Source organism: Alkalitalea saponilacus, assembly GCF_900168165.1.
GTDB lineage: Bacteria > Bacteroidota > Bacteroidia > Bacteroidales > Marinilabiliaceae > Natronoflexus > Natronoflexus saponilacus.
On record NZ_FUYV01000008.1, the window covers coordinates 112,166 to 136,944 of the forward strand.

Consider the following 24,779-nt stretch of genomic DNA (forward strand, 5'->3'; position numbering starts at 1 on the left):
TTGACAGAATTAATATAGTTATAATTTAGATTCGAAAATATGCGATTCAGTGATATTGCAGGACAAAAAACCATTAAGGATCATTTAATCCGCACTGTAAAAGAGGATAGGGTAGGGCATGCCCAACTTTTTGCAGGAGGAGAAGGTACCGGCTCTCTGTTGCTTGCAATCGCATATGCTGGGTATCTAAATTGTAAAAACCCCGGGGACGATGATGCTTGTGGCGTGTGTTCGTCTTGCTTGAAAATTAAAAAACTGGTACATCCCGATTTGCATTTCGTGTTTCCAGTTATCAAGGAGAAAAGTGGACAGGCGGCTGTAAGTGATGATAAAATCAACGAGTGGCGAGCCTTCCTTTTAGAATACAATTACTTCAACGCCGGGCAATGGTTTGAACATATTTCGGATGGGAAGAAATCAGGGATGATTTATGCAGACGAAAGTGAAGTTATTGTGAAAAAGCTCAGTTTGAGAAATTTTGAGGGGAAATATAAAATAATGATCATCTGGTTGCCAGAGAGGATGAACGATACCGGATCGAACAAGCTTTTGAAGATTCTGGAAGAGCCTCCTCAGAACACTGTGTTTTTGTTAGTTTCAGAAAATCCAGCTACATTGCTACCTACAATCCTTTCCCGAACCCAGCAATTAAATATCCCGCCCATTGATGTTGATAGTTTAACCCAGGCAATAAGCAAAAGGCTCGAACTCCCGGTTGAAGAGGCACGTGTTGCCGCTCGCTTGTCTCGTGGTAATTATGTGAAGGCCATCTCCGTGTTGGATAGTTCGAGAGATAATTCCGGGTATTTTGATTTGTTTGGGGATATGATGAGAGCTATTTATACGCGGAAGATTTTCGAGATCATAAAATGGTCTGATTCTTTGGCCGCCATGTCTCGTGATAAAATTAAAGGCTTTTTTGATTATGCTGTGAGCATGTTGCGCGAGAGTTATGTGTATAATTTTAAACAGCCTGAATTGGTTTATCTTACACCTGATGAAGAGGGGTTTGTTGCTAAGTTTGCACCTTTTGTAAATGAAGGGAATATTGGTACGATGGTTGAAGAACTGCAATTAGCTCATGCACACATTGAACAAAATGGGAATTCACGCATTGTTTTGTTTGATATGGCTGTGAAATTAACCATATGTTTTAAAAAATAGTAATTTTATATATATCCGGGTTGCACATAGTTGTACCCTGTCATTCAAAAATACCGCGATGGAACAAAATATATCAAGTGCCCCAAAAAGTAAATGTGATTCATGTGGAGACCGGTGTGGAAAACTGGAAGTCTATGATTGGCTTGGTGATTTGCCGGAGATTCCTGATCCAACTGATATTGTTGAGGTTCAGTTTAAAAATACCCGTAAAGGGTTTTATCGTAATACGAGTCAGACCAGACTTCAAAAAGGTGATGTGGTTGCCGTTGAGGCATCTCCGGGTCACGACATTGGAATTGTGACTCTTACCGGCGAGTTGGTGTTGTTGCAAATGAAAAAGAACAACATCGCTCCATCCTCTTACGAGTTCAAAAGAGTCTACCGGAAAGCAAAACCTGTTGACATAGAAAAATGGGATGAAGCTAAAGCATTGGAACGGGAAACCATGCTGGAATCACGTACGATGGCATGGAATCTTGGTTTAAATATGAAAATTGGCGATGTAGAATACCAGGGCGATAGAACCAAAGCCATTTTTTACTACATAGCTGATGAACGGGTAGATTTTCGTGAGCTGATCAAGGTGTTGGCGGACAGATTTAAAGTGCGCATTGAGATGCGTCAGATTGGAGCTCGCCAGGAAGCAGGGCGTATAGGAGGAATCGGTCCGTGTGGACGAGAGTTATGCTGTTCCACATGGATGACCAATTTTGTATCGGTAACAACCAATGCGGCACGTTATCAGGAGATTTCGTTAAACCCTCAAAAGCTTGCCGGACAGTGTGGAAAGCTAAAGTGTTGTCTTAACTATGAATTGGATGCTTACCTTGATGCGCAACAAGATTTTCCAAATACCTCAATCTCCCTGGAGACAGAGGAAGCCACCTATTATCACTTCAAAACAGATGTTTTTAAACGTTTGATGTGGTATGTGCCTTCCAGAGATCATTCCGGTAACCCTGTCATGCTGGATGTTGACACGGTGAAGGAGGTCATCGCTCTGAACAAGAATGGAAAAAAAGCGCCTAAGTTTGGAAACCAATCTGCCGTTCAAAGTAATGCGAATAAAGAGGTGGGTTACGAAAACGTAGTGGAGGAGGACAGCATCACCAGATTTGATGACAAAACTAAGAAACCTACGAAACGAAGGAAAAAGAAAAAATACAACAAAAACAGAAACAACAATCGTGGAGATGGTAATAACTAAAAGTTATATCAAATGGCTCGCTCTGTTTTTTGCGATAATGACTGTGTCCTGCGCTGACAGGGTCGTGTTTGAAGAGAGGCTGGAAATGGACATAAGAGGTTGGCATAAAGATGAACCTGCCAGTTTTACTGTGGAAATAGCCGATACTTCTCAGATATTGGATATGGGGCTGACTTTTAATCATACAGATGGATATCCCTACAGTAATTTGTGGTTGTTTTTAACCATTAAGGGACCCGATCAGGTTCAAATAACTGATACTTTGGAATTGTTTTTGGCTGAGCCATCTGGTAGATGGCTGGGACGAAGGAAAAAAGGCAATTATGAAATATCTGCCTTATACCGTCATGAGATAAAAATGGCTCACCCGGGTGAATATCAGTTTTCTGTTGTACACGGTATGCGACGGGAGTTACTACCACATTTAAAGTCTGTTGAGTTTTGGGTGCAGTCTAGCCGATAGAGTCTTCTTGTTGCGAATAGGAACAAAAGGAGGAATCGATTGAAGGGGTAATTTGCTTGTGCGAATAAAATAATTCAAGTTTCGCATTATAGCTAATTTGTTGTAAATTGAACAAGTTGAACCCTTTAAGGGTTCTGAATCCGTTGATTATTAGTCAACCGTAAATTCCATTTATGGTTATTCAAGATCAACCACATTCGTGGTTAAAAGCCTGAAAGGCTTAAATGTATTTAGTCGCGGGTGCTAACCCGGGGGTAAAGGTAGATTTTATATTCAGGGGCAACCCTGAAAAGGGTTGAATATAGAGAGAATTAGCAAGTGCGAAACTTAAGTAAATAACATTTAAACACCACATGGGTAAGAATAAGCTTCAAAAATTTGAAGAGATGGATGGATTTCCGCATGTAATACAGGCGGAATTTGATGAGGTTTTTCAAAAAGACTACAAATTAAAAGGGAAGTGGAGTTCCGATTTCTTTGGAAATCTGAACCCTCTGGTATTGGAGTTGGGATGTGGAAAAGGCGAATATACTGTTGGTTTGGCACGAAGATATCCACAAAAGAATTTTATAGGAGTTGATATCAAAGGGTCAAGAATGCATGCGGGGGCATCAGCATCTTTTAAGGAGGAATTAAAAAATGTGGGGTTTATTCGAACGCACATTGAAATGATTAACTCTTTTTTTGCATCAAACGAGGTTGATGAGATATGGCTGACTTTTCCAGATCCGCAAATGAACAAAACCCGAAAGAGACTTACTTCAACTCGTTTTCTGGATCTTTATGCCCGATTTCTGAAGCCCGGAGGTCAAATTCATTTAAAAACCGACAGCTGGTTCCAATATTCATATACAAAAGCAGTATGCGAGGCTAACAACCTAGCGGTCATTCATGATTACATGGATTTGCACAATGATGATGCACCCTTAGAACTTAAAGATATAAAAACTTATTATGAGGAGAGATTTATGGCGCACTCTGTTCCCATAAAATATCTCTGTTTTATTCTGCCTGAGCGGCATCAGTTGGCTGAACCTGAAATTGATATTCCAAAAGACATTTATCACAATGCCGGACGAGGTGTAAAATTGTACCACAATGACGAAAAAGCACCGCCAAAACTTGATGTCAGATAACGACGATTTTTTTGATAGGGTTTATTCAGTTACACGGTTAATCCCATTTGGCAAAGTTACTTCCTATGGAGCCATTGCTGCGGCTATTGGTTCGCCGGGAGCAGCACGTATGGTTGGATGGGCTTTAAATAAGAGCCTATCCCAAACTCCATTTGTTCCGGCACACCGTGTTGTTAATCGAAACGGCATTTTATCGGGAAAACACTATTTCGGAGGCAGCAATACCATGCAGGAGTTGCTGGAAAATGAAGGGGTGAAAGTCGTTGATGATAAGATTGTTGACTTCAAATTGATCTTTTGGGATCCAAAGAGTGAATTGTGAAACAGCAGCTTCATTTTTTTTTGTATCTTTGTGCTTAAGTTTAAAGAGTTTAAATTAATATAACAATGAGTTTTTATCCTAGTTTGGTGTTGGATGCCTTGCGGCACGTGGTTCATCCCGGAAAGGGAACAGATATTGTGACGTTGGGGATGGTTGAAGATGATATCAGAATTGATGGCAAACGCATTAGTTTTTCACTTTTGTTTGATCGAGCCAATGATCCAATGGTTGGAGCGATTAAGTCAGCCTGTCTACAGGCGGTGAAAACATATGTTGGCGAAGATGCCGAAATAGAAGGAAATATATATGTTAAAGTAAAACCCCGTCAGGTAAAAGAGCAGGCACCTGTTCTTCCCGGTGTTGAATGCGTCATTGCAATTGCTTCCGGAAAGGGAGGTGTTGGTAAGTCAACAGTTTCAAGTAATTTGGCTGTTTCGCTTACACGTTTGGGGTATCGGGTAGGTTTGCTGGATGCAGATATTTTTGGCCCTTCCGTACCAAAAATGTTTGCCACCGAGGATGCTCGTCCCGTTGTTCAAAAAGTTGATGGGAAAGACAGAATAGTTCCGGTTGAAAAGTACGGAGTGAAGTTGTTGAGTATTGGGTATTTTGTGAATCCGGATGATGCTTTGGTTTGGCGTGGAGCTATGGCTACCAATGCGCTCAAACAACTCATAAATGATGCATTGTGGGGCGAATTGGATTATTTGCTGATTGATTTACCTCCCGGAACCAGTGACATCCATTTGACCCTTGTGCAAACGGTGCCTTTAACAGGTGCTGTAGTGGTTAGCACTCCTCAGGAAGTTGCGCTTGCCGATGCACGAAAAGGCATCAGCATGTTTACCGGAAAGCAGATCAGTGTTCCGGTACTTGGATTGGTTGAGAATATGGCGTGGTTTACACCAAAGGAGATTCCTGAAAACCGCTATTATATTTTTGGCAAGGATGGATGTAAGAAACTTGCTGAAACGCTCAATGTGCCATTGTTGGGTCAGATACCAATCGTTCAGGGCATTCGCGAAGGAGGTGATGAAGGTGTGCCGGCTGCAATGGAAGATAGTACTATGACTTCGGTGGCTTTTGCCAAATTGGCAGAGGCAGTGGTTAATTCGGTAAAGAAGCGCAACGAGCAGTTACCACCGACAAAAATTGTGGAAATAACCAAGAAGTAGTTTGAATAAATTTATAAGAACTGGTTTAGAAGAACGCAAAGAGAAGAGGTCTGATAGGTGTTTGGGTTGAACAACAGTTTGTTGTGTTTTTTGGAACACGATTTGATGATTAAGTTGTTGGAGAGAGAGAATGTAGATGTTAAACTTATCAGATTTTAATAGTTATGATTACAGAATATTATACTATGGAGAAGCAAGAGGTAATGGAGCAGGTAAAGATTGCTCTTGAAGGAATCCGTCCCTATTTGCAGGCCGATGGAGGTGATATTTCCATCGTGGAGTTGACTGACGATATGGTTGTCAAAGTTCGGTTACAGGGCGCTTGCGAAGGATGTCCTATGAGTGTTCAAACCCTTAAGAACGGGGTTGAGATGGTCATCAAAAGCAACGTACCCGTTATAAAGGAAGTGGTGGCCGTTTAAACCTTAAAAAGCTGCAAGAAGCAGTCCAATATCTTTAAAGGGAATTCCCAGCTGGTTCCCGATATGGCTATTGGTAAGTATACCTTTGTATATATAAGTGCCGCTACTTACACCGGTATCTGATTTAATTAGCTGATGAACACCCCCTGATTCAGCAAGCCTCAATAATATTGGGGCAAAAATATTGCTCAGAGCAATGGATGCAGTTCGAGCCACTCTTGATGCAATGTTAGGCACAAAATAGTGAATAACACCACGCTCATCAACAAATGGGTGGCCGGGCGAATTGCTTGCTTGGCTTGTCTCAAAACACCCACCGTTGCCAACACTCAAATCAACTATTACCGATCCTTTTTTCATTTTATTCACCTGTTCCCGGGTGATAAAGAATCCATGATCACAATCAAAACACCTAAGGCTTGCAACAACTGCATCGGCTGATTTTAAAGCCTTTGTTAGTACTTTGGGATGAAGTATGGAGGTGAAAAGTCGTTGTCCAACGTTGCGTTCCAACTCCTTAAGGTTTTGGTATGAGTTATCGAATACTTTTACCTGACAACCCAGTCCAAGTGCTGCTCGTGCAGCAAACTCGCCGGCTGTGCCGGCTCCTATAATCACCACCTCGGTAGGTGAAATGCCGGTGATGCCTCCTAAAAGGACTCCTTTACCACCATGCGCCTTGCTCAGATATTCCGATGCAATGGTTATGGCTGCGTATCCTTCAATCTCGCTCATGCTACGAATCACAGGGTAGCAGCCGCTTTCATCTTTCAGAAATTCATACGCAATGGCATTTATCCTTCTGTCCATTAACTGTCTGATGGTATCTCTTGATTGATGAGGCATGTAAAGAAAAGACAACAATAACTGATAAGGATGCATCAGGTTGATCTCTTCACTGGAGGGAGGTGCAATTTTTAAGATGATCTCACTTTTAAAAACCTCTTCTTTGGATTTTACTATGGTTGCACCTGCTTCGGAGAAATCTTTATCGAAATAGTTCGCCGCATCTCCGGCGCCGCTTTCCATGGTTACTTTATGACCGTTTTCGCAAAGCAGTTCAACTCCTTGGGGAGTTAATGATACTCGGTTTTCAGACGGATCCGTCTCTTTGGGTATTCCGATTGAAATGGAGCGTTGTTGCCTTCCTGTTTCCAGCATTTCTTCGCGTGGAATCATCTGTGTTTGCCGGATGGCAAAGTAGGATACGCGTTTTTCTATTTTGGTCATAATGCTAAAGTCTGGTTATTGGCAACTTATCCGGTTTGAAATTAATAAATAATTCAGATATTTTAAAGTGTTTTTGATATGGTTATTTTTCTAGAACCATCGGGAAGTTCCTCAATGGTCAGATTAACTCGCTGCTCAGGGAGCAGCGAGCCTGCCTTATTTGGCCATTCAATAAGGCAAACATCTCCGCTGTCAAAATATTCCTCACATCCAATGTCCAGTAACTCCTCTTCATCATCCAGCCTATAGAGATCAAAATGAAAAACCGGAAGGTTTTTATCTGTTCTGTACTCATTGATGATGGCAAAACTCGGACTGGTAACTTCATCTTCTACACCCAATTGTTCGCACAAAACTTTTATAAATGTGGTTTTACCTGCACCCATTTCACCATAAAATGCAACAACAGGTGTCTCTTTCAATAATTTTATCAGTTCGTTGGCAATTGGGTTGAGCTCAGATATTGATTTGGCAATAAATGTGTTCATTTTTATCAAATGGTTATTTTACCGGTTCGAGAACTGCAAACGGAATCATCATCTCTTCCATGGAAATTCCTCCATGTTGAAAGGTATCCTTGTAATAACTCACGTAGTAATTATAGTTGTTGGGATAGGCAAAAAAATCAGTTCCTGTGGCAAAAATATATGTGGTAGATACATTTGGCTTTGGTAAAAAAACCTGTTCAGGTTTTTTTACTTCGAAGACATCCTTTTCATCATAAGCCAGATTTTTACCTTGCTTAAAACGTAAATTGGTATTTACGTTCTTGTCGCCAACCACTTTCAAGGGATTTTGAACTCTTATGGTTCCATGGTCGGTGGTAATGACAACAGTGACATCTTCCTGAGATAGTTTTTTTAGCAGATCAAACAAGGGAGAGTGCCTGAACCACGAAAGGGTGAGAGATCTGTAAGATGATTCATCTGAAATAAGCTCCCTGAACATCTTCATTTCAGTACGTGCATGCGACAGCATGTCTACAAAATTGACCACCACCACCGATAGTTGATAGTCTTTTAATTTTTTATAGTTGTCAAGCAGCTTTTTCCCACTTTCAATGTTGTTTATTTTTTCATAAAATACCTTGGTGTCCTGTCGTGTTCTTTTGAAATAGTCGTTCAAAAGCTCTTCCTCGTATTGATTTTTACTTCCTTCTTCGTCATCATCAACCCATAAATCGGGTCTTATTTTGGCAATGTTTGAAGGCATAAGCCCGGCAAAAATGGAGTTGCGACAAAACTGAGTGGCTGTTGGCAAAATGCTGAAATAGAGTTCGTCACTTTTTACTGTATAGTATGGATTTATCTCTTTTTGGATGATCTCCCATTGGTCGTATCTAAAATTGTCAATAACAATAAAAACCACCGGTTTTTTCTCTTTTAATAGGGGGGTGATTCTTTTTTTTAGGATGGTATGCGACATCAATGGTGCATCATCCTCATTTTGGAGCCAGTCGGTATAATTATCTTTAACGAACCGGGTGAATTGATTGTTGGCTTCGTTTTTTTGCATTAAAAGCACCTCGTTCATATGGCTGTCGGTACTTTGAAGCTCCAATTCCCAAAAAACAAGATTCTTATAAACCTCCCGCCACTCTTCATGGTTGAGTCTGTCATTTAATCTCATGCCGATTTTCGAAAACGCCGACTGGTAATCCGTGGTGGCTTTTTTTGATATCAGAGATTCTCTGGCAAGAGTTTTTTTTATGGAAGACCAAATTTGGTTGGGATTTACCGGTTTGATTAGGTAATCGGCTATTTTACTTCCAATGGCCTGATCCATGATGGACTCTTCTTCACTTTTGGTTACCATGATAACCGGCAGATTGGGTTTTAGCTCTTTTATCCTGGTCAATGTCTCCAACCCACTTAATCCCGGCATGTTTTCATCCAGAAATATGAGGTTATAGTTTTGTTTTTCGATTAAACCAATGGCATCTTTGCCATTGGTTGCAGTTTCTATCTGGAAGCCTTTTTCTTTGAGGAAAAATATATGTGGTTTTAGATGTTCAATTTCATCATCTACCCATAAAAGTTTGATCCTGGTAGTGTCATCCATATTCTAAAAATTTAGGAATTTGGTTACAACTAAAATTTGATTTTGCCTAAGCAAATCGGGTTTAGGTAAAAGTTTATAATACTTATAGGCGGGTGTGTCAGAGCCGCAGTGCTTGTTTTTTGAAATTCAGTTTCCTGATACTTTACCACCTCGGGCTATTCTTTGTAAAACTTGATGTATTCTAAAGTTGTTCCTTCTTGTTCTATTATATTAAAGTTTTCAGGACTTACTGAAGCCATTACCCAATTGGAAGCTCTCAGCTGGTTGTTCCAGAAATTGTTGACATTTAATGAGGTCGTGAACTCTTCGGCTTGACTCGCAGATTGGAATGCTTCCACTAACAAAACAGTTTCTCCGCCGGAAAGGTTTATGGTTCGGGTGTTTAATCGGAGGTTAAAGCTGTTTAATGCATGGCTGGTCAGGAATCCACTGACTCTTCCGGTGTTTGTGCGTGGAGGTAAAACAACCATTACCCAATGGGTGCCATCGCTTGTGGTAAAGGATCTTGCTCCTGTTGCAGCAGCATCTTCCGGCTCTTGATCTACAAATGCCATTTGCATGGTGATTCCTCCTCCGCCACCAAGATAGTTTTTAGAAAAGAAATCTCTGTACTCCGTTGTTTCTCCGGTTGATATTAGGGTGTTTTTATTTGATTCTGATCCGGCCATGAGCATCGGAGCGTTTACATTTTCGGCACGAAGCAGGCCGGGATTTGACCGGAGCCCGTAATAATAATCCATAGCTTCCCGGTTATTGGCAAAAGAGCCAATACTTAAAAGTCTTCGGGAATCTGGAAGTGTTCTGCTTTCTATTTCGTAGTCGGCCAACAGAAATCTGCTGAAATTGTAATCTGCCAGGTTGAACAACAGCCGGTTGATGTCAGCATCTTCTTCAACTACAATAAGAATAAAGTGTTCATGGCTGGGTTCGAATTTAAACCGGTCAACAGGAACCACTTCCTCAATAGGTGTTTCTGGTGTATCTGGTTCATCTGTTGTTGCGGTCAGTTGACGGGTAACCGGACCAATAGCCGGAAGTTTACCATCAGCCATCATGGCCAACCATCGCTCTGCTAATTTTCCTTCCCGCGTTGTTCCGAAATCATTGGTTAAGATGTTTAGCTCACTTTCAAAGTTTGTCACGTTGCCTTGCCGGGCATAAGCTGCTGCTTTAAGAAGCCTGGCTTTACGAAGCAACTCTTCCTCTTCTGTTTCAAGAATTATCAGGGTGGATTTGCTGATTGAGGAATTAAACCTGTTGTTTATATAAGCATTAAATGCGTCATTGTAGAGTTCATTCAATTCTTGTCTCCTTTGGCGTTTGGCTTCTGCGTATTGAGGATTTCTTGCAAACTCAGCATATTGCCCATCCGGAAAATGTCTGATTAGCCCCTCTCTCATTTGTGATGCCCCGGTTTCATTTTCCAGTTGATTGTATGCCATGTACGCCCAGAACCATGCTTGCTCCGCAAGTGCATGGGTTGGGAAATCGTTGAGAAACATTCTGAACATTTCGATGGCTCTTGTCGGGTCGTTGAAATGATCAAGGAATATGATTCCTGATTGGAACCAGGCGTTGGCCAATCGCTCTTTTGTTATTGCTTTTTGCTCCTCCGTGAGGGGGATGTCTGCCATTAACTCTTCTTTGGTAGGCAGTTCTATCAGTTGAGCCCGGGGGCCTGATTCACGTTGGCCTTCAACCGGTAAGGCTCCATTTCCAAAGTCTGGTTCTCCAGGTTGGGTGGGAGTCATTCCATAGTCTAAAGGCTCTACGGTTCCTTTATCAGCACGTCGCCAGTTATCTTCATTGCCTCGGCGTCCCCATCGGCGTTCAAAATCCATTTTTCCCAAACTTACGGTGGATTGGTTGTAAAAATACCATTGTCCCTGACTGTCTGTTGCTCTGCTTAGCTGGCTGCCGAAATCTCTCTGGAACATTTGGTCACCTCCCGTTCTACGCTGGTCGTCTCTTGCACCGACTGACAGGTTTAACTGAGCCTGTCTCTCTTCTTCTATCAGTGCCAAAATAAAATCTTCCAAATCGGCCTCGGGCATCTGCGCCAATCGCATAAGGCTGTCTTCTCTGGTGATGGTTTCAAAATGAGTTGATAGGTTTTTTAGCCCTGCATGGCGGTGATGGATTTTTCTGTAGCGGGGATCGGTATCGCGAATGGAGACAATTGTACTGTCATAATAGGCGTAGGAAGGAATAAACGCTGGTAATTCAAAGTAGAGTTCTGCCAGTTGTAAGTAGGTCTCCGTTTTCAGGGACTGGTTTCCAAAATTATAGCCAGAGGATAACCTAAGGTTTGTAATGGCCATAATGGTGTCCCCTTCACTGAGATAGCTTTGTGCAAGCACGTAATAAATTCGATCCCTGAACTCACGATTATTGGCCTGATTAACTTGTCTGTAAAGTTGTTGACGGGCGCGGTCGTGATTACCATCAAGATGTCCCTGTAGCATTAAGTAATTGATTCTGGCATTAAGTTCCATTTCATAATTGGGACTGGATCTTATTACCCTTCGAAATGTGTTTGCTGCAAGATCATGATAACCTGTTTGTTTGTAGAGCTGTGCAAGGATGTATGCCCGGCGGGTTCTGTTCCATCTGCCGCTGGCCTCATCGGCGGCCACCTTCATATATGGGATGGCCTCCCGAAGATTCCCACTTCTGATATGAAACTCGGCAAAAGTTGCCATATATTCGCCGTACAACCCGTCAGGAGCTTGTCCCATCGCGTCATAACGGTCAAGAAGTATCGCTGCGTTTTCAAGGTCTCCCATTTCGATACGCGTTCTTGCCATCCAAATAAGCGCATCAAAACGTGTGGATTGATTGGGGAATTCACGTAAAATATAGTCAAGCATTACGAGCGCATCGTTGAACTCGTGATTGTAAAGATGCGCCTTTCCTACCAGAAGAAAAGCATCGTCCATGTATCTGTTAAATTCCCTGCGATTGTAGAAATTATGATATCTGGGGCTGTTTCGGGGAGGCCTGCGCCGGGGTCTGGCTGTGATGGATTTATTGGCAATGATTTTATGTCCCTTGCTGATGGCTCGATCCATATCTCCCTTTACAGCTCCGGCTTTTTCTTCACCTGAGTATGGAAACATACTTAGTATGTAAGTGAAGTTATCCTGATGATTGCGCATTAATTGCTGCTCTCCTCTTTTAAAACTTTGTTCACCATTGAACAAAGTGTTGTACTTAGAGGTAATGCTATGGTAGTTCCTGCTTAACCATGTGTTGTTTTGAGTGGAACATGATACAAGCAGAAAAGCAGCAATCGATATGTAAACTATTCTTAAAGTCATTTTCAATTGAAAGACGTTCGTAATGATAAAACATGCTTTTGACAAAATTATTTTATTCTAACACAAAAAATGCCAAAAGGAACAAAAACATTTTTATATTTTTACAAGAGGTTGGAAATTCCGAATGGTTCAAAGCCGAAGATGCAAACAAATTAATTATAAAAGATTATCATGGATTTCACAATAATACAAAGTTATGTGATAATAAATTTTTTTAGTTCTTTTTGCTTTTGTTTTTTTGTGCTTTGAGGTTCAGATTAAATTTGAAGACTTAACAAAGGTAGTTGCTTATAATAACGATAAAATGTGATGAAGGTTTTTGTTGTAGAAGACGATCCGTTGTTCAGAAAAATAATTGAACATACTTTGAAATCCAATGAGGATGTTGAAGTGGTATTGTTCTCCAACGGGTCTGATTTCTTACGACAAATGGTCGATCTTCCTGATGTTGTAACTTTGGATCTCGGGCTACCTGATTTTTCGGGGGAAGATGTTTTTAATCAGATAGTCAGATTTAATCCAAACATCCGGGTTATTATTATCTCCGGAAAGGACGATATACGTACAGCTGTAGAACTGCTTAAACAAGGTGCTTACGATTATATCACCAAGGATGAAAGTACCCGGGAACGATTACAGAAGGCTATAGATAATATTTTTAGACAGTTAAATTTACAAAAGGAGTTATCCTTTTTTAAAAATCAGGTGGCACAAAAATATGATTATCAACATGCAATCATTGGTGAAAGCAAGGCCATAAAGGAGGTGTCCGCTTTGGTTGATAAAGCTTTGAAAATCCCTAACATAAATGTGAGCATCCGTGGAGAAGCCGGAACAGGGAAGGAATTAATGGCTAAGATCATCCATTATAACTCAAACAGAAGGGAAAGAGCGTTTGTGTCCCTTAATTTAACAACACTGCCCCCTGAAATGATTGAGGGAGAGCTTTTTGGTTTTGAACAAACCGGGATTAATGGCAATGTTGTTATGCGCCAGGGAAAAATAGAGGAAGCCAATGAAGGAACCATTTATCTGGAAGAGATTCAGGAAATGGGGGAGGAGGTTCAACTGAGGCTTTTAAATCTGTTGCAACATGGATTTATGCAAAGGGTGGGAGGTTCAAAGAAAATTCATGTAAATGTGAGGGTTATCTCAGCTTCATGTGTTGATTTGTCTGAAATGGTTAGAGAGCAAACCTTTCGTGAGGATTTGTATTTCAGGCTTATGGGGTTGCCAGTGGTGTTACCTTCATTGAAGGAAAGGCAAAAGGATATTCTGTTGCTTGCTGATTATTTTCTAAAACAATTTTGTCATCAAAATGGGATTTCTGAGCGAGAAATAGCATCAAAAGCAAGACGAAAGCTACTCAGTTATTCATTCCCGGGAAATGTGCGTGAACTAAAAGCCATCATAGAACTTGCTGCAGTATTGTCAAATAACGGAAAGATAGAAGAAGAGGATATCGTTTTTAATTCAGTTAATGAGGTGCCTGATATATTAACCGAGGAGATGACTTTGAGGCAGTATAATGAAAAAATCATCAGATACTATCTGGATAAGTATGGAAATGTTATGAAAGTGGCTGAAAAGCTGGATATTGGGAAATCTACAATATACAATTTGCTAAAAGATAAGGAGTTGAGATAAACTAATTAACCACAAAGAGCACAAAGTAATCGTAAACAACTTAACCTGCATTATTCACAAATTATCTCATAACGTCAATTCATGAATAAAGCAGGTAAAAAATTGGTAACTTAAATAGGTTTTTCTGTGCCTATAGAAACTCTTAGTGATATTTGTGGCGTGAAAAACATCAGTATTTTAAAGAGCTAGTTAATAAGTTCTTTGTACTGCGCCGCTGTAATGAGTGTTTCGATTTCAGATTTATCCCGAATTTCGATTTTAACCATCCACCCGCCATCGTAGGGTTCTTTGTTAACCAGATCAGGCTGGGACTCGAGGTTTTCATTTACTTCAATGATTTTACCGGATAATGGCATGTAAAGATCTGAAACAGTTTTTACGGCTTCAATTGTACCAAATACCTCTTCTTTGTCGAGGTCTTCGTCTTCAGTTTCAATTTCCACAAATACAATATCGCCCAACTCTCCCTGTGCAAATTCAGTGATGCCAACGGTAGCTATATTGCCTTCAATGCGCACCCATTCATGGTCTTTGGTGTACTTTAAGCTTTCAGGTAAATTCATGATGCTTTTTTTATAAAAGGTTATGCATCAAAATTAGCGAAATTTTTATAAGAATGCATTGGTGTTGACTAAAAACTGTGAAAAATCATAATATTAATTAACGTTGATTGATGTCCGGGTCAAAGAAGGTTCGTTAAATTAGTGAATCTTCTTATAGTAGAATAATAGCTCCGAAATTTATGGAAAATGCTCTACATTCTTTTTGTATGTTAATCTTTAAATAAATGATGTTCCCCTTTCTATAAAATGATTAAATTAGACAAATGATTAGTAATTGATTTTTATAAAAAGGAAATATATGCTTTTAGATTCAGTTCTTGGAATAATACCTGCACGTTACGCATCCACACGTTTTCCCGGAAAGCCATTAGTTGATATAGGTGGCAAACCAATGATTCAACGTGTTTATGAACAGGCTGCAAAAATTCTAAAACATGTATATGTTGCTACTGACGATGAGCGGATTTTTGATGCCGTACTAAGTTTTAATGGCAAGGTTGTGATGACCTCTCCTGAGCATCAAAGCGGAACGGACAGATGCACGGAAGCTTTAAGCCTGGTTGAATCGGAAGAGAAAAGAAGTTATGATGTGGTTATCAACATTCAGGGAGATGAACCTTTTATTGAGCCTGAAATATTAGAAACTTTAACCGGTTGTTTTATGAGTTCAATGACAGAGATCGCGACACTGGTGAAACCTTTGAAAGAAGCCGAAGACCTGTTTGATTCAAACAAACCGAAAGTTGTTATCAATCCAAAGTACGAAGCGATTTATTTCTCCCGTTCCCCAATCCCATATTTGCGCCAATATCCCCAGAAGGAATGGCACTTAAAGCACCCTTATTTTTTACACATCGGTTTATATGGATATCGCAGCGATATTTTAAGAGAGATAACAAGTTTAAAACCTTCGTCCCTTGAACTTGCCGAGTCTCTTGAGCAACTGAGATGGCTGGAAAACGGGTATAAAATCAGTGTGCGAACCGTAAATCACGAAACCATCGGAATAGATACTCCTGAAGACTTGGAGAGAGTAAAAAAATCCGGATTAATCTCTTGAATTTGTTATGGCAAAACGTTTAACCGAAATTGACCCTTGGCTTGCACCGTATGAAGGTCATATGATCAGGAGAAGAAGCTTGCTAAACGATACAGTGGATGTTATTGAAAATAGGTATGGAACGCTGAAAAATTTTGCTGATCGACATCTGTTTTATGGGTTGCATAAAACAAACGATCAGTGGGTTTTTCGGGAATGGGCACCGAGTGCGTCAGCCATATACTTGGTGGGAGCCTTTTCGGGGTGGCAGCCACAGCAGGAATTCAAACTTCAGAAATCGTCAGGTGGAAATTGGGAAATTGCATTGCCCGAATCAATATTTAAACACGGCGATTACTATAAATTATGGATTGAATGGGATGGTACCGGTGGAATGCGCTTACCGGCTTACGCCACGCGTGTTGTTCAGGATCCTGAAACTCTTTTATTCAGTGCTCAGGTATGGCAACCTGAACCTTTCATCTGGACTGATCAGAATTTTAGAGTTGCAGATGAGCCGGTATTAATTTATGAGGCTCACACCGGTATGGCTCAAGAAGAACCGATGGTAGGTTCATACATAGAATTTGCAGATAAAATACTACCTCGCATAAAAGCAGCCGGTTATAATACTCTTCAACTTATGGCTGTGCAGGAGCATCCATATTATGGGAGTTTTGGATACCATGTGTCTAATTTTTTTGCTCCGTCCGGTCGTTTCGGAACACCTGAAGATCTGAAATTTCTGATTAACTCAGCCCATAATCTAGGTATAAGTGTTATAATGGACATCGTTCACAGCCATTCTGTTAGAAACGAAGAGGAAGGGCTCAGTAGATTTGATGGTTCATACGATCAGTATTTTCATAGTGGCGACAGGGGAAATCATCCGGCATGGGATTCACGATGTTTTGATTATGGAAAGGAAGAGGTACAGAGGTTTCTTTTATCAAACTGCAGATATTGGATTGAAGAGTTTCATTTTGATGGCTTCAGGTTTGATGGGGTTACCAGTATGTTATATACGCATCATGGGCTGGAAAAGGCTTTCACCAGCTATGACGATTATTTTGACGGGAGTTTGGATGATGATGCGGTATTGTATTTAACGTTGGCCAATAAACTTATTCACGAGATTCATCCAAAGGCCATATCTGTAGCTGAGGAGATGAGCGGGTTGCCTGGAATTACAGCTGCTCCCAATGATGATGGCCTCGGTTTTGATTATAGGTTATCAATGGGTGTGCCTGATTTCTGGATAAAATTGATAAAAGAGAAGGCAGATGAGGAGTGGCAGGTTGGAACTCTTTTTCATGAATTAACCCAACATCGTCCTGAAGAGAAGGTCATCTCCTACGCTGAATCGCACGATCAGGCTTTGGTAGGTGATAAAACCATTATTTTCAGGTTGGCAGATAAGGAGATGTATGACCATATGGCCATTGATCATAAAAGTCTTGTCATTGACAGAGCCATTGCTTTGCATAAAATGATCAGACTATTGACTCTAAGTACGGCCTATGGCGGGTATCTGAATTTTATGGGAAACGAGTTTGGCCATCCTGAATGGATTGACTTCCCGAGGGAAGGAAATAACTGGTCATACCATTATGCACGCAGGCAATGGAGTCTATTTGATAATGAAAAATTGAAATTTCGTTGGCTGGGAATGTTCGATAAAGCAATGATTGGTCTTGCTCGGAAGCATTCGTTAAATGGAATTCCTGAAATATACCTGAAGATGGATAATGAAACAGATCAGGTATTAGCCTTTGAGAGAGGGTCTCTTCTTTTTGTTTTTAACTTTAACCCTTCAGTTTCCTATACTGACTATGGGATTCCCGTTTACCCCGGAAAGTTTAGAAATATTCTGTCAGCAGATAACCCCGTGTACGGAGGTTTTGACAGGGTTAATGAGAACACCGTTCACTTTTCCCAACCAGTGCCTCTCAACAAAAGTCATCACCAGGTAAAACTCTATATCCCGGCCAGAACTGCATTTGTTCTTGAACGACAAAAGGTAAGAAGTGTTTATGATGTATAGCCAAAAGCCGGTTGCTGCAACGCAGCAACCGGCTTTTTTCAACAACTATACTTACTTTTAAATCCATTTGATTAAAGCGAAATCCTGTTTGTGTGGAAGCACCTCATTGAATGGAAACAATCTTAATCCAAACTTATACACGCCCGGAAGATTTAGTTTATAATCCAGACTGAAGTGAACAATTGATCCTTCCTTTTTAAGGATTTTAAACGGTTCGATGTGCACAATGGAGGGATTGTGTTCATCTTTCGAGGGGTCAGCAATAACTATTTCCAATCCTATATCAACGCCTGCAAGTCTTTTCAGATCAACAACGACATCTACCTTGTAGTTGTCTCCGATTCCAAGCTCTTGTTTGGCAATGTCGGGCATGTTGCATGATAATACCTGCACATACTCCCAACCTGCATAAACCCTTCTTTTCCATGCAGCCAACTCTCTTGCCTGTCGGTGATCGTTCTCGTTCATCTTTTTGATGCGTTCATACATAGGCTCATAGAAACGGGTGCCGTAATCGTTGATCATACGGCGGGTAGTAAATTCAGGAGCAATTTTGGCAATGGAGTTTTTTATGTATTTTATCCATCCTGTTGGAATTCCTTTTTCGTTTTTGTCAAAGAAAAGCGGAATAACCTCATTCTCAAAAATACTGTAGATAGTGGTTGCGTCCAACTCGTCCTGATAGTTGTTGTTATCGAAGGTTTGTTTGTCCGTCAGCGCCCATCCTGCGCCTTCCTTGTATCCTTCGTACCACCAGCCATCCAGTACGCTGAAATTCAATACCCCGTTTAATTCAGCTTTTTGTCCGCTGGTTCCGGAAGCCTCCAGAGGGCGCGTTGGAGTATTAAGCCATACATCTACACCGCTTATCAGTCTTTTTCCAAGATCCATATCGTAGTTTTCCAGGAAAATAATTTTCCCAACAAACTCAGGCCTTTTTGAAATATCAACAATGCTCTTGATGAGCCCTTGTCCTGCCCCATCTGCGGGGTGAGCTTTACCTGCAAAGATAAATTGAACGGGTTTTTCCGGATTGTTTATAATCCTTCGGAGTCTGTCCAAATCCTTAAACAATAAATGTGCTCTTTTGTATGTGGCAAATCTGCGGGCAAACCCAATGGTCAACGCATCTTCTCTGATGATATCAAGAACATCAACTATATGAGACGGGTCTTCATGTCGTTCTATCATGCCCGTACCCATTCTCCATCGTATATAATCTATCAGTTTTTTCCTAAGTTCTTTTCTTACTTCCCATATATCCTCATCGGGAATCTTGTATATCTCTTCCCATTTAGACTTATCTGATACATCCTCAAGAAAATTCTCCCCAAATTTTGACTCGTAGAGTTTTCTGAATGCGGATGCTGTCCAGGTGCCGTAATGAACACCGTTGGTGACATAGTTTATGTGAAGCTCTTCAGGGAAGTAACCTTTCCATAAATGACGAAACATTTTCTTTGTCACTTCTCCGTGAAGCCAGCTTACACCATTTACTTCGTGCGAAGTTTTGGCTGCCAGTACGCTCATGGAGAACATTTCATCAGGATTATTGAATTCACGCCCCATCTCCATAAAATCTTCCCAGGATATATTTAACTTTTCAGGGATGTGGCGCATGTATACTCTGAACATATCCTCGTCAAATTTGTCGTGACCAGCTGGAACAGGTGTGTGAGTTGTGAACAGGGACGATACTTTAACCAGTTCCATTGCCTCAGCAAAGCTGAACTTTTTCTCCACCAGATCAATCAGCCTTTCTACATTAATTAGCGCTGCATGCCCTTCGTTACAATGGTACAGATCAATCTTCTCATCTATCTCTTCCAGTAGGCGAATTCCCCCAATACCCAGGAGAATCTCCTGTTTTAGACGATTTTCCCAATCACCACCATATAGCATATGAGTAATTTCTCTGTCCTGCATATTATTGGCCGGAATGTCGGTATCCATGAGGTAGAGAGGGATTCTTCCTATTTGCGCTTTCCAAACGGCGGCTACAACTTCACGCCCCGGCATGTCAACTTTAATATGTACTTGTTCACCGTTTGGATAGCGTACCTCTTCGATGGGAAGATTTGAGAACTCCTGTATATCATAATTGGCTACTTGTTCTCCATTCATGGTGAGTGATTGCTTGAAATAGCCAAAGCGATATAAAAGCCCAATGGCTTTTATATTTATGCCTTTATCACTGGCCTCTTTAAGATAATCACCCGCAAGAATACCAAGCCCGCCACTGTATATCTTCAATACATCATTGAGCCCATATTCCATGCTGAAGTATGCAATGGATGCACCATCGCGCATGGGTTTATCCATGTAAGTTCTAAACAGGTGGTATACAGCATCGAGCTTGTCTGTAAAATGCTGATCATCGGCCAACTCTGTGAGTCTTTTAAAGGATACTTTTTCCAGAAGCAGTACAGGATTCTTTCTTACATCTTCCCATAAGTCTTCATCAATCATTTCAAAAAGTTCCACAGCCTGATAGTTCCATGTCCACCACATATTTCGTGTCAGTTCATGAAGAACAGCCAGGCGGTCAGGTAATCTGGATTTAACGATCAGTTTTTTCCATGAGGGGGTGGTGATGGTATCTGGAATTGCTCTCACTTTTGGCTCATCCTGAACAACAGCAAAGGAATCCTTACGATTGTTTACTTCTTTAAGAGCAATGTCATAGGCCTGAAAATAATGTTTAATAAGATTGTTCCACTCCAGTTTTCCGGCCAATTTAAAAGAGCTGTCCCTGATGGTTTGATGATCACGATCTGACAATTCTGAAAAAGTGGTAATAACGGATGCAATTTTTGAAATTGCATCCTGGTTGTTGGAGTCGGTTCTCTCAATGACTTCTATTCCATTTTTTATTGATTTTGAAAAATCCTTCGCCCAAATTCCAAAGCCAGCCAATGTTGTTGTAATAGTGGGAATTCCAAAAGCAATGCTTTCCAGAGGAGTATACCCCCATGGTTCGTAGTAGGATGGAAAAACAGTGAGATCCATTCCAATGAGAAGATCATAGTATGGAATATTGAAAATTCCATCATCACCATTGAGATAACTAGGTACGAATATTAACTTAACTTTTTCCTCTTTGTTGTTACTAAGATGTATTTCCTGAATTTTATTAATGATTGGGTCATAACCCAGATCATTGAGCCCGTGAGTCAGAAATGGGTTGGGGAGAGCTGAGTTGTATTTGTCTCCGGATAGCCTATCGATGAGGTCTTTGCGAGGGCCATAGGTGTTTGCCGGAATCAAAACAAAGAAAATGATCTCCTGTTTTTGCTGTGGATTGTCATTAATTAGTTTTAAACCATCCAGCATGATGTCGGCTCCTTTATTTCTGAATTCATATCTGCCGCTGCTGGCAACCAGAAGCGCGGATTCATTCACCTGATATCCAAGGACTGCTGAAGCCACTGTTCGGAGTTTTTCTCTTGCCGACTCTCTTTTTTCTGTGTATTGATCTCCCTGAGGAACAAAATTATTCTCAAAACCATTTGGAGTTACTACATCCACACCTCTTTTGAGAAAATGAGCACATTCATTGGCAGTAATATCCGACACAGTTGTAAAACAATCGACATGGGTTGCGGCATTTTTCTCCAATGAGTGTTTTGCCATAACACCAAGTTCACGAGCCTTTACATCCGGTTCGTACTGATCCATATTGTCGTAAAGCGGGAATCCATTACTGGCCAGAGACCGTCCAAGGGTGGTGCTGTGTGTGGTAAAAATAGTCCCTATCTGGGGCATTTTATCCTTGAGGTATAGGGCACCACTTCCTGTCATCCACTCATTGTAATGAGCAACAACCTTATCTGCAACCGTTAAATGGAATTTATAGAAACTCTCAATGACCAGTCCTGACGCATAACCGAAGAGAGCAGGTTCTATGTAATCCCACTGACCGGAAATGCTATCTACTTTGTAGGTTTCCCAAAGATATGATAGTATCTCATTTTTTTTGGAAACAAACTGAGTAAAGTCAACCAGAATTACCAGTGGTTTACCCGGTACGTTCCATCTTCCAACTTTAACTCTGAGCCCTTCATACTGAAGAACATTTTGCCAATCGGCAAACATTTTTTCTTCGGGAATGAATTCGGGATTTTTATGAGGTGATCGCCACACATCCGGCCCTATAAAAATCAGTTTGTCGTGAAACTGCTGAACCAACGTACTTGCTTTTGAAGCAAGTACTGTATGGATTCCTCCCATCTTATTGCATACTTCCCAACTCGTTTCGAACAAGTAGTCCGGTTTTAAATAGCTGTCAACCATGGTTGTAAGAATTATTATTTGTTAATCAGGTTTTGGATTTTACTGTCAGCGTTTTTTTTGCTGATGTTCTTCTTTTCCTGAGTTTTTTTATTTCATCCTCAAGTTTCTTTATTGTTTCATCCTTTTTGTAAAGGATGTCAGTAAGATTGGATATTTCCTGATCCATGTTGGATTCCGGAACAGACGCATTCAGCCGAATGGAGAAATCGCTTAATACATTCATATAGTTTATGAATGCTTCGTAGGGAGTTTCGTAAGGATTAAAATATGCATGAACATCTCCATCGGAGAAAAACTTGGTACACATATAGTAAAAATGGTCGCTGCATTGCAAATAGTTCCAGTCCTTAAGGATTTTTGGATCAGTACATTGTTGAATTTTGGGTAGAAGTGCATAGAGTTTCTTAAATGCTTCCTGTTGCATTTCGTTACCCAGCCAGGCCGTTAAATCCCTCTCTTCGTCAGCCCATGAAATGGGGTGAGGAACACTAACAGGAGCCACCACCTGATGTGATTCAATTATTTCAGAAGGTGTTGCGAAACCGATGCCTTTATGTTTAAAAGCCTCAGAGGGTAAATTTTCAAGAAACTGGAATATGCCGGTGGATCTATGTTGATGTTCCCCAAATGTTTCATAATCCATAAACAGGTTAATAATCTCTTCACGAGGCTCCATGTCTTTTATCCAACTTATGTACTTTGAGGCTGTCAGTGGCCATTCGCACCAGTTGCGATTCCCAAATCTGAAGGCAATATCATCACTGAGCTTAAAATTCTTAAGAAGAATTTTAAGACGCGGATTTGCTGCGTTGCAGTAAAGAAAATTGGGACTTTTCCATCCGAGGATGTGTTTTGCTCCTTCGGTTAGCATGGCTTTATATCCCATCTTTGAAACCATTTCGCCAATGTGGTCAGAGTATATTAATTCTGTATTTCGAAATATCGCAGGTTTACTGCCGAATAGTTCCACCATAAGATTTGCATGTGCATCTACCTGCGATTTAAAAGCTTCTTCATCCGTGAGGGAGACCAAAGAGTGAGAATAGGTTTCGTTGAGAAACTCTACCATGCCCGTTTCGGATAGCTTTTTGAAACTGTCAATAACTTCAGGTGCATATAGTTTAAATTGTTCAATAGCCAGCCCTGAGATTGAGAATGTTACTTTGAATTTCCCTTTATGCTTTTTTAGCATTTTTAAGAGCAGATCATTGGTCGGAATGTAGCAATCATTTGCTACTTTATTCATGATGCTTTCATTGGAGTAGTCATCAAAATAGTAATGGTCGTTACCTATATCAAAAAAGCGGTATCTACGAAACCTGAAAGGTTGGTGAACCTGGAAGTATAAACAGATGGTTTTCATAGTGCAAAAGTTTTTATGGTGTGAGGTTGTGTTTTTATTTAGGAATGTTCAATGTTTTATCGTAAACACGTTTTACATGAAGTGCAGAGTTTTCCCATTTTAAGGAGTCTACCTCTTTTTTTCCATGTTTTACAAACATTTTAGCCATCCCGGGGTAGTTGAGCACCCCGTAAATGGCATCAGCCATGGCATCAACATCCCAAAAATTGGTTTTTATGGCATAGGTCAATATCTCTGCTACCCCTGACTGATGCGAGATTAAAACCGGAACGTTGCTTTGCATAGCTTCTAGCGGGCTGATTCCAAATGGTTCAGAGACAGAAGGCATCACATAGAGGTCGCTCATTTTTAACATTTCAAAAACATCATCACCCCGCAGAAATCCTGTAAAATGAAACCTGTCGGTAATTTTAAGCTGGGCGGCGCGTCGGATCATTTTTTCCATCATATCACCACTTCCAGCCATCACAAATCTAACATTGTCCATTTTTTGAAGCACCCTGTGGGCTGCTTCAATAAAATATTCGGGGCCCTTTTGCATGGTGATCCTTCCAAGAAAAGTTACAATTTTTTCGTTTACCCCTTTCTTAAAAAACTGGCTTTTGACATTTTCATAGGGCTCAACGGCGTTATAAACTGTTTCAACTTTATCTGGTGAGATTCCATATTTCTCTATCACAATTTTTCGGGTCAGGTTGCTCACAGTAATGATTCTGTCCGCAGCATTCATTCCCCGCTTTTCAATTTCGTATACCGCCGGGTTCACGCTGCCTCCGCTTCTGTCGAAATCGGTGGCATGAACATGAATAACAAGAGGCTTGCCGGTGGCCTCTTTTGCGGCGATGCCTGCAGGATAAGCCAACCAATCATGTGCATGAATCAGGTCAAACGCATAATCTTGTGCGATAACATTGGCAACCAGAGCGTAGTCTCTTATTTCTTGTAATAAATTTGCGCCATATTTACCAGTGAATTCAACCTTGCCGTGCTGATTCGTACTTAGGAGTTTTAATTGACTAATCTTTTCGGAACGGGTGTGTTTCCAAAACTCTTCAGGATTCATGTAGGGAACAAGTTTTGAACCCACTTCGATATAATCCAATGCACTGCTGAATTGTTTGATTTTAAGCTGTCGTTTTGTGATTGGTATCTGATTGGCTCCAACCAGTTTTACGCCGGTTTGATCTTCATCGCCATAAGCTTTGGGAACCACAAACAATACCTGAAGACCCGGGATTTGTGACAACCCTCGGGTTAATCCATAGCAGGCAGTTCCCAAACCGCCCGATATATAGGGAGGGAATTCCCACCCGAACATGAGTACCCTCAT

At 40.8% G+C, this 24,779-nt stretch carries 18 protein-coding genes; 10 read left to right on the forward strand and 8 right to left on the reverse strand.

Features of this window, described 5'->3' with window-relative positions; genetic code table 11:
* The first annotated feature begins 39 nt into the window (after positions 1–39).
* From B5X70_RS08230 to B5X70_RS08260, 7 genes are all read left to right on the forward strand, one after another.
* Positions 40–1,164 (forward strand): DNA polymerase III subunit, encoded by a 1,125-nt coding sequence (locus tag B5X70_RS08230; protein WP_079557422.1) that lies wholly within the window; start codon positions 40–42, stop codon positions 1,162–1,164.
* A gap of 58 nt (positions 1,165–1,222) precedes the next feature.
* Positions 1,223–2,371, forward strand: a complete 1,149-nt coding sequence (locus B5X70_RS08235; RefSeq protein WP_079557423.1) for a PSP1 domain-containing protein — start codon at positions 1,223–1,225, stop codon at positions 2,369–2,371.
* On the forward strand, positions 2,358–2,834 hold the full coding sequence (locus B5X70_RS08240) for a gliding motility lipoprotein GldH (RefSeq protein WP_157666498.1): 477 nt from the start codon (positions 2,358–2,360) through the stop codon (positions 2,832–2,834). The genes B5X70_RS08235 and B5X70_RS08240 overlap by 14 nt, the downstream gene beginning before the upstream one ends.
* Before the next feature lie 353 nt (positions 2,835–3,187).
* Positions 3,188–3,970, forward strand: coding sequence for a tRNA (guanosine(46)-N7)-methyltransferase TrmB (gene trmB, locus B5X70_RS08245; RefSeq protein ID WP_079557425.1), 783 nt, complete (start codon positions 3,188–3,190; stop codon positions 3,968–3,970).
* Positions 3,933–4,292 carry an MGMT family protein gene (locus B5X70_RS08250; protein WP_234995079.1) on the forward strand — a complete coding sequence of 120 codons (360 nt, stop codon included), beginning with the start codon at positions 3,933–3,935 and terminating at the stop codon, positions 4,290–4,292. The genes trmB and B5X70_RS08250 overlap by 38 nt, the downstream gene beginning before the upstream one ends.
* Before the next feature lie 65 nt (positions 4,293–4,357).
* Positions 4,358–5,467 (forward strand): Mrp/NBP35 family ATP-binding protein, encoded by a 1,110-nt coding sequence (locus tag B5X70_RS08255; protein WP_079557427.1) that lies wholly within the window; start codon positions 4,358–4,360, stop codon positions 5,465–5,467.
* Between the two features lie 185 nt (positions 5,468–5,652).
* Entirely contained in the window at positions 5,653–5,889 is a 237-nt protein-coding gene (locus tag B5X70_RS08260) for a NifU family protein (RefSeq protein ID WP_079557472.1), read from the forward strand.
* A 3-nt stretch (positions 5,890–5,892) separates the two neighbouring features.
* Here the strand turns inward: B5X70_RS08260 and B5X70_RS08265 are convergent, their stop codons facing one another.
* From B5X70_RS08265 to porW, 4 genes are all read right to left on the reverse strand, one after another.
* Entirely contained in the window at positions 5,893–7,119 is a 1,227-nt protein-coding gene (locus B5X70_RS08265; RefSeq protein WP_079557428.1) for an alanine dehydrogenase, read from the reverse strand.
* A 62-nt stretch (positions 7,120–7,181) separates the two neighbouring features.
* On the reverse strand, positions 7,182–7,607 hold the full coding sequence (gene tsaE, locus B5X70_RS08270; protein ID WP_079557429.1) for a tRNA (adenosine(37)-N6)-threonylcarbamoyltransferase complex ATPase subunit type 1 TsaE: 426 nt from the start codon (positions 7,605–7,607) through the stop codon (positions 7,182–7,184).
* Positions 7,608–7,620: 13 nt separating this feature from the next.
* Entirely contained in the window at positions 7,621–9,180 is a 1,560-nt protein-coding gene (porX, locus tag B5X70_RS08275) for a T9SS response regulator signal transducer PorX (protein WP_079557430.1), read from the reverse strand.
* Between the two features lie 155 nt (positions 9,181–9,335).
* Complete coding sequence (gene porW / locus B5X70_RS08280) at positions 9,336–12,500, reverse strand: type IX secretion system periplasmic lipoprotein PorW/SprE (RefSeq protein WP_079557431.1); 3,165 nt, start codon at positions 12,498–12,500, stop codon at positions 9,336–9,338.
* Between the two features lie 309 nt (positions 12,501–12,809).
* On the opposite strand from porW, the gene B5X70_RS08290 reads away from it, so the two are divergent.
* Positions 12,810–14,147 carry a sigma-54-dependent transcriptional regulator gene (locus B5X70_RS08290; RefSeq protein WP_079557433.1) on the forward strand — a complete coding sequence of 446 codons (1,338 nt, stop codon included), beginning with the start codon at positions 12,810–12,812 and terminating at the stop codon, positions 14,145–14,147.
* Positions 14,148–14,332: 185 nt separating this feature from the next.
* Here the strand turns inward: B5X70_RS08290 and gcvH are convergent, their stop codons facing one another.
* Positions 14,333–14,710, reverse strand: a complete 378-nt coding sequence (gene gcvH / locus B5X70_RS08295; RefSeq protein ID WP_079557434.1) for a glycine cleavage system protein GcvH — start codon at positions 14,708–14,710, stop codon at positions 14,333–14,335.
* 298 nt (positions 14,711–15,008) lie between these two features.
* On the opposite strand from gcvH, the gene kdsB reads away from it, so the two are divergent.
* On the forward strand, positions 15,009–15,770 hold the full coding sequence (gene kdsB / locus B5X70_RS08300; protein WP_079557435.1) for a 3-deoxy-manno-octulosonate cytidylyltransferase: 762 nt from the start codon (positions 15,009–15,011) through the stop codon (positions 15,768–15,770).
* Between the two features lie 7 nt (positions 15,771–15,777).
* The gene (locus B5X70_RS08305; RefSeq protein ID WP_079557436.1) at positions 15,778–17,793 is read left to right on the forward strand and encodes an alpha amylase C-terminal domain-containing protein; all 2,016 of its coding nucleotides are present in this window, start codon (positions 15,778–15,780) and stop codon (positions 17,791–17,793) included.
* 57 nt (positions 17,794–17,850) lie between these two features.
* Here B5X70_RS08305 and glgP read toward each other — a convergent pair whose 3' ends face one another.
* The 3 genes from glgP to B5X70_RS08320 are packed head-to-tail and all read right to left on the reverse strand — an operon-like array spanning position 17,851 to position 24,779.
* Positions 17,851–22,086 carry an alpha-glucan family phosphorylase gene (glgP, locus tag B5X70_RS08310; protein WP_079557437.1) on the reverse strand — a complete coding sequence of 1,412 codons (4,236 nt, stop codon included), beginning with the start codon at positions 22,084–22,086 and terminating at the stop codon, positions 17,851–17,853.
* Positions 22,087–22,111: 25 nt separating this feature from the next.
* Positions 22,112–23,449 carry a glycoside hydrolase family 57 protein gene (locus B5X70_RS08315; protein WP_079557438.1) on the reverse strand — a complete coding sequence of 446 codons (1,338 nt, stop codon included), beginning with the start codon at positions 23,447–23,449 and terminating at the stop codon, positions 22,112–22,114.
* Between the two features lie 34 nt (positions 23,450–23,483).
* Positions 23,484–24,779 carry a glycosyltransferase family 4 protein gene (locus B5X70_RS08320; RefSeq protein WP_079557439.1) on the reverse strand — a complete coding sequence of 432 codons (1,296 nt, stop codon included), beginning with the start codon at positions 24,777–24,779 and terminating at the stop codon, positions 23,484–23,486.